This window comes from Pseudoduganella ginsengisoli (genome assembly GCF_009720865.1).
Lineage (GTDB): Bacteria > Pseudomonadota > Gammaproteobacteria > Burkholderiales > Burkholderiaceae_D > Rugamonas > Rugamonas ginsengisoli.
The window spans coordinates 69970-83162 of sequence record NZ_WNLA01000015.1 but is presented as its reverse complement, the minus strand read 5'-3'; the positions used below and the strand labels follow the sequence as shown (position 1 = coordinate 83162).

General features: G+C 61.4%; 13 protein-coding genes and 1 tRNA gene. 9 read left to right on the top strand and 5 right to left on the bottom strand.

Annotated elements, in window-relative coordinates; translation table 11 throughout:
* The first annotated feature begins 1 nt into the window (after nt 1).
* Nucleotides 2-385: a VldE C-terminal domain-containing protein gene (locus GM668_RS20240; RefSeq protein WP_155440763.1), complete on the top strand. Its 384-nt coding sequence runs from the start codon at nt 2-4 to the stop codon at nt 383-385.
* A 197-nt stretch (nt 386-582) separates the two neighbouring features.
* On the opposite strand, the gene GM668_RS20235 is transcribed toward GM668_RS20240, so the two are convergent.
* The 3 genes from GM668_RS20235 to GM668_RS20225 all read right to left on the bottom strand — a co-directional run bounded on the left by GM668_RS20235 (nt 583) and on the right by GM668_RS20225 (nt 2113).
* Nucleotides 583-1227: a hypothetical protein gene (locus GM668_RS20235; RefSeq protein WP_155440762.1), complete on the bottom strand. Its 645-nt coding sequence runs from the start codon at nt 1225-1227 to the stop codon at nt 583-585.
* The gene (locus tag GM668_RS20230) at nt 1224-1676 is read right to left on the bottom strand and encodes a hypothetical protein (protein WP_155440761.1); all 453 of its coding nucleotides are present in this window, start codon (nt 1674-1676) and stop codon (nt 1224-1226) included. Before GM668_RS20230 ends, GM668_RS20235 begins: the two co-directional genes overlap by 4 nt.
* Before the next feature lie 361 nt (nt 1677-2037).
* Nucleotides 2038-2113, bottom strand: a tRNA-Lys gene (locus tag GM668_RS20225).
* A 90-nt stretch (nt 2114-2203) separates the two neighbouring features.
* On the opposite strand from GM668_RS20225, the gene GM668_RS20220 reads away from it, so the two are divergent.
* Both GM668_RS20220 and GM668_RS20215 read left to right on the top strand, forming a co-directional pair.
* The gene (locus GM668_RS20220) at nt 2204-2656 is read left to right on the top strand and encodes a MarR family winged helix-turn-helix transcriptional regulator (protein ID WP_155440760.1); all 453 of its coding nucleotides are present in this window, start codon (nt 2204-2206) and stop codon (nt 2654-2656) included.
* Nucleotides 2653-4128 (top strand): MDR family MFS transporter, encoded by a 1476-nt coding sequence (locus GM668_RS20215; protein ID WP_229499604.1) that lies wholly within the window; start codon nt 2653-2655, stop codon nt 4126-4128. The genes GM668_RS20220 and GM668_RS20215 overlap by 4 nt, the downstream gene beginning before the upstream one ends.
* A gap of 61 nt (nt 4129-4189) precedes the next feature.
* On the opposite strand, the gene GM668_RS20210 is transcribed toward GM668_RS20215, so the two are convergent.
* The gene (locus tag GM668_RS20210) at nt 4190-4894 is read right to left on the bottom strand and encodes a glutathione S-transferase N-terminal domain-containing protein (RefSeq protein ID WP_155440759.1); all 705 of its coding nucleotides are present in this window, start codon (nt 4892-4894) and stop codon (nt 4190-4192) included.
* 132 nt (nt 4895-5026) lie between these two features.
* Between GM668_RS20210 and GM668_RS20205 the strand changes: the two genes are divergently transcribed.
* Nucleotides 5027-5746 (top strand): DUF6683 family protein, encoded by a 720-nt coding sequence (locus tag GM668_RS20205; RefSeq protein WP_155440758.1) that lies wholly within the window; start codon nt 5027-5029, stop codon nt 5744-5746.
* Here the strand turns inward: GM668_RS20205 and GM668_RS20200 are convergent.
* Nucleotides 5743-6108, bottom strand: a complete 366-nt coding sequence (locus GM668_RS20200; RefSeq protein WP_155440757.1) for an agenet domain-containing protein — start codon at nt 6106-6108, stop codon at nt 5743-5745. The genes GM668_RS20205 and GM668_RS20200 overlap by 4 nt on opposite strands.
* 208 nt (nt 6109-6316) lie before the next feature.
* Here GM668_RS20200 and GM668_RS20195 point away from each other — a divergent pair, with 208 nt between their 5' ends.
* From GM668_RS20195 to GM668_RS20175, 5 genes are all read left to right on the top strand, one after another.
* A complete protein-coding gene (locus GM668_RS20195; RefSeq protein WP_155440756.1) occupies nt 6317-8407 on the top strand; it encodes a TonB-dependent receptor plug domain-containing protein in 2091 nt (696 codons plus the stop codon).
* Nucleotides 8404-8820: a signal peptide prediction gene (locus GM668_RS20190; protein WP_371868740.1), complete on the top strand. Its 417-nt coding sequence runs from the start codon at nt 8404-8406 to the stop codon at nt 8818-8820. The genes GM668_RS20195 and GM668_RS20190 overlap by 4 nt, the downstream gene beginning before the upstream one ends.
* A 112-nt stretch (nt 8821-8932) precedes the next feature.
* A complete protein-coding gene (locus GM668_RS20185; protein ID WP_155440755.1) occupies nt 8933-12148 on the top strand; it encodes a ligand-binding sensor domain-containing diguanylate cyclase in 3216 nt (1071 codons plus the stop codon).
* Nucleotides 12149-12260: 112 nt separating this feature from the next.
* Nucleotides 12261-12764 (top strand): lysozyme, encoded by a 504-nt coding sequence (locus GM668_RS20180; protein WP_155440754.1) that lies wholly within the window; start codon nt 12261-12263, stop codon nt 12762-12764.
* A gap of 3 nt (nt 12765-12767) precedes the next feature.
* Nucleotides 12768-13193, top strand: coding sequence for a hypothetical protein (locus GM668_RS20175; RefSeq protein ID WP_155440753.1), 426 nt, complete (start codon nt 12768-12770; stop codon nt 13191-13193).

Here is a 13193-nt window from a genome sequence, read left to right as displayed (position 1 = left end):
TATGCCCCAGCCATCTGCCGCATGCAAGCGGGCGCTCGCCGACGCGACCGCGCTCTGCCCGAACCGGAACCGCGAGGCCGACGGCCTGATGGGGGACTCGGCCCATCAGCAGCGGAAGAGCGACCACAACGACGGCAACGCGTTCGACCTGACTCACGACCCGGAGAGTGGCGTCGACTGCAACCTGTTCTCGAAGCTCGCGCTCCTCGATTTCAGGGTTAGCTACGTCATCTGGAACCGGCAGATCTACAACGCCGACCTGGCCGCGAAAGGCTGGCGTCCTTACACCGGGAAGAACGGGCATACGCACCACATGCACGTTTCCGTACGTGCCGATCTTCGCGACATAGGCTCGCCTTGGCCATGGGCCTCGCTGGAATCGTAGCCTTTCGGAATGCTCCTTGTTCCAGCGGGCCATCGGATAGCCTTCGCTTTGAATTTGGGTTACGAACTCGTGCAGCGACTGCATTCGCAAGCGCAATCTATGACGAAGTGGACGAGTCCGATGCCTCGGCGTTGGGTCGTAACTTAAGCGCAATCGACACCATCGGCTCTAGACGGTGCCTGAGGGCGGAAGGATGCTTACAAGGATTGTGGTTTCTTTACCGCCGCTTTTTTCTTTGTTGAGCTTTTCGCAGGCGTAATCGGCTTCGCCATCGCTGGGGTAACAGGCTCTTGCGCTGTGATCGCGGCAAGTTCGGCATCCATCGCGCCGACCCAATCTGCGTAAGCTGGTCCGGAGTAGATACGCTTTGCCTCGGTAATGATGTGCTTGGCGTACGGGAAGCATTTGCGTGACCGGTACGCTTGCGCGATATCGAGCAGGCCGTCCAAGACCACCTTGTTAAGCTCGTCCAACACGTCCATTGCTGCTTCGCGGTCAGCTGGATCAGGAGCTGTGGTGGCGATCCCGATGTAGCGTCGTGCGACTTCATCTACGGACTGCAAGCTTGACACAGTTACTGCCATCGCAGGTTCGTCGCATTTAGTACCACGAAGGCTGAATGATGAGGTCGTTGCCTGAATTGAGGCGTACGTCTGCTGTGCGCTGGCGATAGCGGCATCAGCTTTACGGTCTTCTTCTTCCGAGGAAAAACCGCTGTCGTTGTCAGGCGCAGTCTCGGTAACGGTTGGCGTAGTTGGCGATGAATAGGTGGGGTAATACGTCGGCGCAGCACATGCGCTTAGCAGCACAGCGATTGCGACGATAGCGGCAATATTCTTCATTCACCGTCCCGGGGTTTAGTGCCCGCGATCCCCGTGTGCGGATTGGTATTTCCTCGGGTGCTGTAGTTGTTATTGCGAGTACCGTCCGGATTGGTCGCAAAATAAGGCTGTACGAATTGACCGTCCCTGCGGTAATAGGCGCTCACCAAATGTTCACTGGTAGCCAGGGGACGCATTGACCGGCTCTTTGCATATCGGGAGAAATGAGTGGATTTGAAGCCGCTATTGATGTGGCTTGCGCTTCGCTTTCCTCCACTGTAATGGCTGGAGCGGCTGCTTTTTCCGGAAATCTTGCCATATCCGGAATGACTGGAATGCCCGCCATGACCGCCACTCGCATGCCCGCCGCCCCCATGTCCTCCTCCTGAACCAGCGTAAACCGGGGAGCATATCAGTGCGGCGCTGAAGCCAAGTCCCATCAAACCTTTAATGCTTAACTGCATGTTCATCCCTTGTCGTATATTAAGCTGCAATGCCCGCAGGGAATACTGTTCAGTGCGTACTCAATCTTTTGGTTCGCCTGTTGGCGCAGACCAGATGCGGCTGGGTTGCGATTCTATTGCGTAGTTACAACTCCAGTGAGTCCAACTATACACGTTCACTTCCGGTAGGAAATACGCACATTGTAACCACAGGTGGGACAGCGACCCTTACCTCCAAAGAAGGCTTCACGACGTTCGTTTTCTACAAGTGCATATTGCACGTAGGCCAGAAAGGGGAGTTTTTATTTACTGGGTAATATTTTAATCAGAAATGCAAACAGGGCTGGAAAGCGTGCGCTAACCAGCCCTGTTTATGTTGCAGTATTCGTGGTAGGCCGTGCGGGATTCGAACCTGCGACCAACGGATTAAAAGTCCGCTGCTCTACCAGCTGAGCTAACGACCCGAAGGGCCCGCATTATACGGATGCGGCGGGCATCCTGCAAGTGCCGAAAATGCTTTAATATAGATAGGTAGCCTATCTATATTTATTGCCATGCCGACAGAACCGCCGATTTCCCCGCATGCGCTGGCGCTGTCCGACAGCTTGCGCATGGTGCTGAAACAGCTGGTGCGCGAATTGCGCCGCGAAAGTACGGAAGCTGACCAGGGCTTGGCGCCCATGCAAGCCATGCTGATGGTGATCATCCAGGAACAGCCGGGCATCGGCGTGGCGGAGTTGGCGCGCCTGGAAAACGTCCGGGGCGCCACCATGAGCGGCCACGTCAAGGCGCTAGAGGCAGCCGGGATGGTTGAGCGCAGTGCGCCCGATCCGCAAGACCGGCGCCGCTCCGGGCTGCAATTGACGGAACGCGGCGTGCAAGCCATCAAAGCGTTGCGCGACCGCCGCCGCGACTGGATGGCGCGCCGCATTGCACGGTTGACCCCGCAACAATTGGATGCACTGGCCGCCGCCATCGGTCCTTTGAACGAGATTGCCAAACCATGACCACAATCCCTCCAGCCGCACCGGTACCTGCCACTGAACGTGAAATCCGCGCTATTTACCTCGGCATGATGGCGCTGCTTGGCTTGTCCGGATTGGACCAGAGCATTGTTGCCACCGCCTTGCCCCGCATCGTGGCGGAATTGGGCGGCATGGCGCATTTGTCGTGGGTGGTCACGGCCTATGTGCTGGCATCGACTGCCACCATGCCGCTGTATGGCAAGCTGGCCGACCAGTTCGGCCGCCGCCCCATGATCTTTGCCGCCATGGGCGCCTTCCTGCTTGGCTCCGCACTGTGCGGCCTGGCGCAGGATATGACGCAGCTGGTGGCGTTCCGCGCGCTGCAGGGCATCGGGGCAGGGGGCTTCATGCCGCTGGTGCAAATCGTCATTGCCGACATCATTCCGCCTGCGGAACGGGGAAAGCGCATGGGCCTGGTGCCGGTGGTGTTTGCCGTCACCAGTATCCTCGGCCCGGTGCTGGGCGGTTTGATTACCGATGCGCTGTCATGGCACTGGATTTTCTATGTGAATTTGCCCGTCGGCGCGGCAGCGTTTTATGTGATTGCCCGCACCTTGCATACAGACCGCCACGGTCCCGCGCACCGCATTGATTACCTGGGTTCCATCCTGATGACAGGCGCGATCACATCGGCGCTGCTGGTCCTGGCGCTGGGCGGCACCGAGTGGGCGTGGGGTTCCGTGCCCATTACCGTATGCGCAGTGGTGGCCGTGGTGGGCGGTATCTGGCTGGCGATCCACGTGCGCCGCGTGCCGGAACCGGTATTGCCGCCGGATTTGTTCGATAACCGCGTGTTCAACCTGGGCAGTATCGTGATGGCGATGACGTTCATGGGGCTGATGGGCTCATCGGTATTCTTCCCCCTGTTCTTCCAGCTGGTGATGGGCGTCAGCCCGGCGAAGTCCGGCATGATGACGGTGGCCATGATGTGCGGCATGATCATTTCGTCGCCGCTGGGCGGACGCTGGCTGTCGCGCACGGGGAATTACAAGCAGCCGCAAATACTGGGCTTGTCGGCGGCCATGATCGCGTTTGCCGTGCTGGCGTGGGGCGTGGCGCGCAGTGCTGGCTATGTGGTGATTGAGCCTGCGATTTTCCTGCTGGGCGCAGGGCTGGGGCTGGTGATGCCGAATATGACAGTGGCCGTGCAAAATGCATTGCCGCTGGCGCGGCGCGGTGTGGGCACGGCCATGCTGACGTTCTTCCGTTCGCTGGGCGGCTTGCTGGGCGTGACCGGTTCCGGTGCGATGCTGGCGCATGCGCTGCATGCGCATGGCTTGCAGGCGGCAGCCGCGTTGCCGGGGACCGTGCTGCCTGCGGCGACGGTGGCGGTTTACCGGCAGGCGATTGCCGGCGTGTTTGCCGGCGGGGCGGTGATGGTGATGCTGGGCTTGATCACCTTGCTGTTCTTGCCCGAGCTGCCATTGGAAGGGCACGGGGCCAGGAAACTGTAGGGGAGGACGGGGGCGCCCTACGGTGTGAGGCCAACGTCGGTGGCGGCGCTGTGGCCTGTCGTCAGCCGCGCGCCGGGATGTTCAGGCCGCGCGCCACGGCCGGACGCTCGACGAATTTCGCCAGTGCGCGCTGCACGTTCGGGAAGTTGTCGAAGCCAACCAGATCACCGGCGCCATAATAATTGACCAGGTTGCGCACCCACGGGAACGTGGCGATGTCGGCGATCGTGTACTGGCTGCCCATGATCCATTCGCGGCCTTGCAGGCGCTGTTCCAGCACGCCCAGCAAACGCTTCGCTTCATTGATGTAGCGGTCGCGCGGACGCTTGTCTTCATAGTCCTTGCCGGCGAATTTGTGGAAGAAGCCCACCTGGCCAAACATCGGGCCAATGCCGCCCATCTGGAACATCAGCCACTGGATGGTTTCATAGCGGCCCGCCGCATCGTGCGGCAGCAGCTGGCCCGTCTTTTCCGCCAGGTACAGCAGGATCGCGCCGGATTCAAACAGCGGCAGCGGCTTGTTGTCCGGGCCGTTCGGATCGAGGATGGCGGGAATCTTGTTGTTTGGGTTCAGCGACAAAAATTCCGGCGACATCTGGTCATTGCTGTCAAAGCTGACCAGGTGCACTTCATACGGCAGCCCGGTTTCTTCCAGCATGATCGATACCTTGACGCCGTTCGGCGTGGGCAGCGAATACAGTTGCAGGCGTTCCGGGTGTTGCGCAGGCCATTTGGCGGTGATCGGGAAATCAGACAGGTTGCTCATGGTTTATATATTCCAGGTTGCAGGATCAGCGATTATCGTGCAATCCGCCGTTGCGTGCAGGACGCGGAATTGTGCGGCGCGATGAATGATGATTTGCTAACCTGATCCGCTGGTTTTTCCACGGAGGGAACGATGGTGGTCAGGGTACACGGATGGAAGTCGCAGTGCGCCGCGCTGGCACTGGCAGCTGGGGCTGTGCTGCCGGCGCACGCTCAATGGCTGGGGCAGGATTATGCGACGTATGGCGCGCCGCTCAGCAGTTTCATGCAAAGTTCGGTGATGAACAACCTGTCGATGATCAATGCCGCCAGCGATCAATCGAAGAGGGAGCAGGGCCGGCGCGAACTGCCGCTGCGTGCCGACGGCCCGTCCGCCGTGCAGCGCAATGCAGCCGCGCTGGCGCAGCATTTTCCGTCCGAGCACCGGGCCACGATGACGAAGGCTTTTGCCGACAGCATGGGCGTGTGGATGCAGCTAGAGACCAAGCTGGGCTTGCCGCGCAATGATGTGGGCGGCGCCCTGGCGGCTTTCCTGGTCGGGAATTACATGGTGATGACGGGGAAAGAAGTGTCGGATGAAGAGTTTGGCGTGGTGGTGGAACAGTTGCGGCGCCAGCCGTCATTGCGCAGCACGCTGGGCGGGCAAAGTCCGGCTGCGCTGCGCGACTTGTATGAACAAAGTGCGATGACGGGGACGTTCATGGCGCTGGCGTGGAAGTCGCAGCAAACTAATCCGCAGCCTGCCGCGCAGCAGGCGAATTTGCGCCATGCTGCGCGGGAGAATTTGCGCACAATCGGGCTGGACCCGGACCGTTTGCACATCAGCGCGCGCGGCGTCAGCCTGGCGGATTAACGCGCGGCGATGCGCGAAACCGGCACGATTTCGTTGTCTTCCTGCCCGTAGCCGTCATAACTGATCAGGTAATTGCTGCCTTCGCGGCGCACCACGCGGGCGGGATACCAGTCGCCTTTCCACATGACTTTGATCTTGAGGCGGTCCGGTCCCACCCATTCGTCGTATTCCTTGCCATAGCCGGGATACGTGATCTTGCACTGGCTGTCGGACGTCGACGTGACGGACGCTTTGTACCATTTGCCTTCCCACAGTGCATCCACATTCTGGCCGACGCGGCACAGTTCAGCGGCAGTTGCGGTGGTGGCGGAAAAGGCCAGCATGGCCAGCAAGGGAAGGGAGGCTGCAACACTCTTTTTCATGTGACTTCCTTATCGTTAGTTAAGGATGAAGACGGAGTTTGTGTAGCCGTCCGATTGTAATCCTTGATATTGGCCAAGTCCCGCTCCGATGCAGATTGACAACATATAAATTGCTTAAGTGGCTTGCAACGGGTAAGGTGGATGGGGTTTAACGAAAAGTATGTCGTTGTTTCAAATGAGAAATATGTTTTCCAGGCCATTTCCGGTCATGCGCACCTTGGTCAGCGCTTTGCTGCTGGCTGGACCGCATTGGGCTGCGCAAGCCGCAGCGTCGCCGGACGAGGAAGACATGGCGCTGTACAGCATGAGCAAGTCGACCATCAGCCTGGCGACCGGTTCGCAGCAATTGCTGCGCCGCGCACCAGCGGTGGCCAGTGTCATCACCGCCGACGACATTGCTGCCATGGGCGCGACCGACCTGGACCAGGTGCTGGAAACCGTGCCTGGTTTCCACGTGACGCGCGCGGCAACCATCAACCCACCGAATTACATCATCCGTGGCATTGGCGGTGGCGGGCCGAGCAATCCCCAAGTGCTGGTCTTGCTGAACGGCATGCGCATGATGACGGACTTCAACGGCGACAAGGGCAATATGTGGGTCAGTTATCCGCTGACCAACGTGGCCCGCATTGAAGTGATCCGTGGTCCCGGTTCCGCGCTGTATGGTGCGGATGCGTTTGCCGGCGTGATCAACATCATTACCAAGACCGCCGACCAGATGCTGGGCACGCGCGCAGGCGTCATTGCCGGCTCTTACCGCACGCTGGAAGGCTGGGTCGAATATGGCAGCAATGACGGGCCGGTAGGTATAGCCGCCTATGTACAGGTGGGGACAACGGCCGGGGCGCACAGCATCATCAAGGCCGATGCACAGACCTTGAACGACAGCCGGTTCGGAACCAAAGCCAGCCTGGCGCCCGGTCCCATGAGCCTGGCGCACGATGCGCTTGATGCCAGCCTGGAGCTGACGTACAAGAACTGGCGCTGGCGTAACAGCGTCAAATGGCGCAACCACGTCGGCATGGGGTCCGGCGTGAATTCCGCAGTCGATCCGACGCACTTTTCGCAAAGCGGCAATGCCATCACGGACTTGTCATGGACTGACCATGACTTCGCTGAAGGCTGGGGCCTGGGCGCATCGCTCAGCGCCATGTTCTTCACAGAGCAATCGCCGGAAGGGTTGGGCTTGTTTCCGCCAGGCGCCCGTATCGGCCCGAATTTATTCCCGAACGGGATGATCGGCGGCCCGTTCCGCTGGGAGCGCAACGTGCGCGCGTCGGCGTACGCAACCTATAGCGGCTGGCGCCAGCACCTGGTGCGGGCTGGTGTCGGGCATGACGATATGAACCTGTACAAGGTCCATACTTTCAAAAATTTCCTGTTGACGCCGGCCGGCGTCCCCGTGCCGTCCGGTCCCGTCATGAATTACGATGCGATCCAGCCGCACATCAAGCCGCAGCGCCGCAACGTCGATTACGTGTACGTGCAGGATGAGTGGCAATTTGCACCCGACTGGGCGCTGACGGCCGGCGTGCGGCACGACAGCTATTCCGACTTTGGCGGCACGACGAATCCCCGCCTGGCCGTGGTGTGGGATGCCAGCCTCGACGTCACCGTCAAGCTGCTGCATGGCCGGGCATTCCGTTCACCCAGCTTCAATGAACTGTTCGGCATTAACCCCGTCAACAATGGCAACGCCAGCGTGCGGCCGGAAAAAATCAGCACGACGGAAGGGGTGCTGACGTGGCAGGCGCGCCAGGACTTGAATGTCAGCGTGAGCCTGTTCCGCTATTCGATGACGGATATTATCCGCACGGTGGCCAATCCAGCACCGGCGCCGGGCGCCAGCTACCAGAATACCGGTAGTGTCAAAGGCAACGGCGGCGAAGTGGAAGTGGTGTGGGACGTGACCCGCGATGTGCACTGGGAAGCTGGGTATTCGCGCCAGAATGCCATGGACCAGGGCACGAAAATGGACCCCGGCTATGCGCCGCGCCATCACGCGAATTCCCGTTTGGACTGGCGCTTCAGCCCCGACTGGAGTGTGAGCCCGCAATTGAACTGGGTGGCGGGACGGCGCCGGGCGCCAGGTGATGCGCGCACGCCGATTGCCAATTACAAGACCTTTGATACCACGTTGACGCACCATGCAGCCGGTGGCTGGAACTTCTCGGCCTCCGTGCGCAACCTGTTCAATGCCGATGCGCGCGAACCGAGCCTGGCGCCAGGCTTGGCGCTGCCGTTCGACATTCCCGTCTATGCGCGGGCGCTGGTGGTGCAGCTGACCGGCAAGTGGTGAGCCTGCGTGCAGCCGCTGCCTACGTGTGGGCAGCCCCCTGTACGGCCGTCGGGCTGGCGCTGGCTGCGCTGGCGTACCTGGCTGGCGCCCGTGCCAGACGCGTGGCGGGCGTCGTGGAAGTGGCGCTATGGCCAGGCGGGCAGCCGGGACCACTGGCGCGGCGGCTGCCTTTTACTGCCATTACATTCGGCCATACTGTCATTGCCCTGACGTGGCAGGAACAACACCGTTTGCGCGCCCATGAACGGGAGCATGTGCGCCAGTACGAGCGCTGGGGCATCGTGTTTTTTGCCGCGTATCCGCTATCGAGCCTGTGGCAAATGCTGCGAGGCCGGCATTACTATTGGGACAACTGGTTTGAAGTCCAAGCCCGCGCGGCGGAACGGCTGGGCTGGCCGCCGCGGCGGCCATGACACCACGTGCGGGGAACCCACAGTCTGGCACGTGACGTGCCGGCGTTTGGGCTGGGTGCGCGTACAATGTTGCAGACAAGATAGGTGGCGTTGTCCCATCCCGCGGAGACCAATGAACACTGCCAACCAGCTGCATCGTGCCGGGATCAGGTCCAGGGTGGCGCAGGCCATCCTGCTGTGCTTGTGGGCCATGATATTCCATGCTTCACCGGCATGGGCAGCGGCCCCGCAGCAAACCGAACTGAAGTTCATTCAAACCCTCAACAACAACAGCATCATGGATGGCGTCGTCACCGCTGTCGCCCAGGATGCGCAAGGCTATATCTGGGCTGGCGGCGCGACCGGCGTGGCGCGCTATGACGCCTATGATTTTGTCCGTTTTCCCATCCGGAGCAAGCCGGACGATACGGAAGTCATCAGTTCCGTCACGGCCATTGCGCCCGGGCGCGACGGGCGGGTATGGCTGGGCCTGGCAACCTTCGGGCTGGTGGCGCTTGATGCGCGCACTGGCCTGTCGGAATTCTTTTTGCATGATGCGGCCAATCCTGCTTCCGTGGGCGCCGGAATGGTGCGGGCCATTATTTCCGATGGCGCGGACGGGTTCTGGATTGCCCTCGTTGACGGCGGTCTCGATCATTACGTTGCCGCCACCCGCAAATTCGAACACCGGCGTGCCGCGACAGGCGGCGTGCCCGATGACCGGGTCAATGCCATGTTGCTGGACCGCCGGGGCGATTTGTGGATCGGTGGCGCGAAAGGGCTGGCGCGCATGGCCCAGGGCGGCAGCCAGTTCGCCAGCGTGCTGCGCGATGCCGCCGACGAGGCGCGGCTGGCGCGGCAAGTGGTGGCCAGGCTGCACGAAGACAGTGCGGGCCGCATCTGGGTTGGCACATTAAATGGCGCGCTGTTGATTGTCGATCCCGCGTCCGGCCAGGCGACGTGGCTGACGGATGGCGAGTCGGGGCAGGCCGGCGCTGTCAACGCCATCTCGGAAGCGGGTCACGGCCAGCTTTGGATCGGACGCTCGAACGGCATTGAAATCCGCGCCGCCGGCAGCGGCGCGCTGTTGCAGCAGGTGCGTTCGGTGCGAGGGCGGACAGGCTCGCTGGCGGCGCCGGACGTGCGCGGCATCGTGCGCGACCGTTCCGGCGTGCTGTTTGTTGGCACCTATGGCGGCGGCGTACAGCGCCACGTGCCGCCGCTGCCGGGGATTTCCATCGTGACGCCGGAGCTGTCGGATCCGTCGGCTGACATCAGCATCCGCAGCATCGCGGAAATGCGTAACGGCGAAATATGGCTGGGGCGGGCAGACCGCGGCGTGACGGTATTGGACCAGGATTTGCGGACGGTGGCCGATATTGTGTTGCCGGGCCAGCCGCTGGGCGGCGGCGCCTCTGCCGTACCGGTCGGCGCCGTGGCGCAGGGCCTTGATGGCCACGTGTGGGTCGGCACCGATGACGGCTTGTATGAATTTGACGCCGGCCGGCGCTTTCTCCGCGCGTACGACGTGCCTGGCGGCCGCTTGCGCCGGCTGCTGGCGGACCGCGATGGGGTGCTGTGGATAGGCGGGCGTGGCGGCTTGATGCGGCGTGATCCGGGCGCCGCCGACGTGGCGCCCGTGAAGCAGGCAAACGGCAGCCCGGTCAGCGGCAACGTGGACGCCATCGTGCAGGATCCGGCGGGACGCATCTGGGCCGGCAATGTCGCGGGGCTGTACCGGATTGACGCGGGGACCGCGCATCAAGTCGACGCCGCACCCGCGTCAGCGGCCAGCCATTACGCGGTCAAGGGCCTGCTGGCCGACGCGGATGGCCTGTGGGTGGATTCCGACGGCGGCCGTTTCCGCGTCGACCAGATCAAAGGCCGGCAGGCGCGCTACACGCTGGCCTTTGACAGCAAAGGGCCGGACGGGCACGCGATCGGCGCGAATTTATTGCGCGATGCCGCAGGCAGGATCTGGACCCATCGGGGCGTGCACTATCCGGCCGAGCGGCGTTATGAAGAATTCAGCATAGCCGATGGCGTGGACTTCGGTACCGGCTGGTTTCGCGCGTACGCGCCATTGCGCGATGGCCGCATGCTGTTTGGCGGTGCAGGGGGCTTGCTGGTCGTGCAGCCGGACCAATATGCCAGCTGGGCATACCAGCCGCCCGTCGTGCTGACGGCGCTATCGGTGGGCGGCCAGCCGGCGCCATTCCCGTTGAATGATGTGCTGCATATCACGCCGCAGCAGCGCACGTTCCGCGCTGAATTTTCCGCCCTCGATTACAGTGCGCCGGAACGCAACCATTACCGCTACCGCTTGCTGGGCTACGATCCCGCGTGGCGCCAAGCGGCCGCCAATTTGCGCGTGGCCAGCTTTGACAACTTGCCGCCTGGCGACTACACGCTGCAAGTACAAGGCACCAACCGTAATGGCGCGTGGAGCGATTCCATGGCGTCGCTGAAGGTCAAGGTGTTGCCTGCGTGGTGGGAAACGTGGTGGGCCCGCCTGGGCATGCTGGCGATGGGCAGCACTGCCGTGATGGGCCTGGTGCAGTGGCGCACCTGGCGCTTGCGCCGCAGGGAGGAAGAACTCGAATTGCGCGTTGCCGAACGCACGGTGCAGTTGCAGGAAGTGTCGGAGGCGCTGGAAATCAAGTCGCAGGCGCTGGAGCTGGCCTGCGTGACGGACCCGCTGACCGGGCTGCACAACCGCCGCTTCCTGTCCGAGCACATCGAGGCGGACGTGGCGCAGTCGGTCCGCCGCCACAATGATAGTGCGCGGGATGGCGCAGCGCCGGCCGATAACGCGGACCTGGTGTTCTTCCTGATCGATATTGACCATTTCAAGCAAGTGAACGACCAGCATGGCCATGCGGCGGGTGACGCGGTGCTGTGCCAAATGCGGCAGCGCCTGTTGAACACCTTCCGTGAAAGCGACTTTGTGATCCGCTGGGGCGGCGAAGAATTCCTGGTGGTGGCGCGGGCAACCCACAGGCGCAAGGCTGCGCAGCTGGCGGAGCGGATACGTGCGGCAGTGGCGGACGAACCGTTTATTTTGCCGGACGGGATGGCGTTGCCGAAAACCTGTTCGATCGGCTACGCATGCTTCCCGCCTGCGCGCCAGTTGCCCGAGGCGGCGGACTGGCAAGAGGTGACGGAAATTGCGGATGCCGCGCTGTATGTCGTCAAGAACAGCGGGCGCAATGGCTGGTACGGTGTGACGGCAGTCGACGTCCGCGACGTGGAGCGCTTCCGGCAATTGCTGCGCTTGCCGCTGTCTGCGTGGGAAGAGCACGGCGGGGCCACGATTGCGGACTCCCGCCATGGAACGGTGAACGTTTAGCGCATGTTAACGTGCCGCGCTGTTGTGATACTGCAATAAGAACCTTGTTGTCATTGGTAAATTCAGTATTCGGCTGAAATGCAGCTGTGACTGAATCGTGAGGAGCGAATCTATGGCAACGAATATCCGGAACTCCAATGCTGACCTGTCTCTCAGCGCCGCGGCGCGTCAACGGTTGCGAAACAGAGAAACTGTACGCGGATACTACAACGATATGGGCGGGAATCGCGGTAACTGTACGTATGGAATCGGTATTCTGGTGCATCGCGGCCCGTGCACCGAAGAAGAGTTACAGCGACCGCTGTCAGTGACGCAGATAGAAACCTCGTTTTCTGCGGCTCTCCGGGATGCGAAAAGTGCAGTCAGAAGGAGCGTCACGCATCAGTCTCTGACGCAAGAGCAGTTCGATGGCCTGGTGAGCTATGTCTACAACACGGGGGCGAACGGTGCGACGAGAACGTTGCAATTAATTGATAGGGGCCGGCTGGGAGAGGCGGCTGACGTCATGTTGCGAAATATCCGTACGACGATAGGCGGGCGAAGGGTAAGCGCGCATGGCCTGATTGCCCGCAGGCGCGAAGAAAGTGCACCGTTTCTCGACGCCCGCCAGGAGTAAGCGATGCGGCACGTCACATTAGCCGCAATGTTGGCGCTTGCGTTTGGCGCACAAGGTAAGCCTCCTGATAAACGCCTCACTGGCACCTGGGTGGTCACCCAGGTGCTGGATGCTCAGCCCACGACATCGATTTCGAGCGACGAAGCGGATGCATTGGTCGGAACGCAGATGAGCATCGATCCTGAGCATATTCGCTTCGCCGGTACTGACTGCATACGTCCGGAAATGAAGACGGTCCGGCGGCGGTTTTATTCCTATTTTGTCAGGAACTATAACATTGAACCGAAGGGTATTCCATTGCCGGACGTGGTCAGCGAGATCACGATAACTTGCAAGAAGCCCGTCGGCATTGATTACATTTACGTGCGGGACAGCAAGGAAATCGTCGTGTATTGGGAAGGTTTCTTCCTCAACGCCGTAAAGCGGTAG

What these genes read in the sequence shown, in the direction of transcription:
- GM668_RS20240 (WP_155440763.1), top strand. Translation starts at nt 2, where the DNA reads ATGCCCCAGCCATCTGCCGCATGCAAGCGGGCGCTCGCCGACGCGACC.
- GM668_RS20235 (WP_155440762.1), bottom strand. Translation starts at nt 1,227, where the DNA reads ATGAAGAATATTGCCGCTATCGTCGCAATCGCTGTGCTGCTAAGCGCA.
- GM668_RS20230 (WP_155440761.1), bottom strand. Translation starts at nt 1,676, where the DNA reads ATGAACATGCAGTTAAGCATTAAAGGTTTGATGGGACTTGGCTTCAGC.
- GM668_RS20220 (WP_155440760.1), top strand. Translation starts at nt 2,204, where the DNA reads ATGCCGACAGAACCGCCGATTTCCCCGCATGCGCTGGCGCTGTCCGAC.
- GM668_RS20215 (WP_229499604.1), top strand. Translation starts at nt 2,653, where the DNA reads ATGACCACAATCCCTCCAGCCGCACCGGTACCTGCCACTGAACGTGAA.
- GM668_RS20210 (WP_155440759.1), bottom strand. Translation starts at nt 4,894, where the DNA reads ATGAGCAACCTGTCTGATTTCCCGATCACCGCCAAATGGCCTGCGCAA.
- GM668_RS20205 (WP_155440758.1), top strand. Translation starts at nt 5,027, where the DNA reads ATGGTGGTCAGGGTACACGGATGGAAGTCGCAGTGCGCCGCGCTGGCA.
- GM668_RS20200 (WP_155440757.1), bottom strand. Translation starts at nt 6,108, where the DNA reads ATGAAAAAGAGTGTTGCAGCCTCCCTTCCCTTGCTGGCCATGCTGGCC.
- GM668_RS20195 (WP_155440756.1), top strand. Translation starts at nt 6,317, where the DNA reads ATGCGCACCTTGGTCAGCGCTTTGCTGCTGGCTGGACCGCATTGGGCT.
- GM668_RS20185 (WP_155440755.1), top strand. Translation starts at nt 8,933, where the DNA reads ATGAACACTGCCAACCAGCTGCATCGTGCCGGGATCAGGTCCAGGGTG.
- GM668_RS20180 (WP_155440754.1), top strand. Translation starts at nt 12,261, where the DNA reads ATGGCAACGAATATCCGGAACTCCAATGCTGACCTGTCTCTCAGCGCC.
- GM668_RS20175 (WP_155440753.1), top strand. Translation starts at nt 12,768, where the DNA reads ATGCGGCACGTCACATTAGCCGCAATGTTGGCGCTTGCGTTTGGCGCA.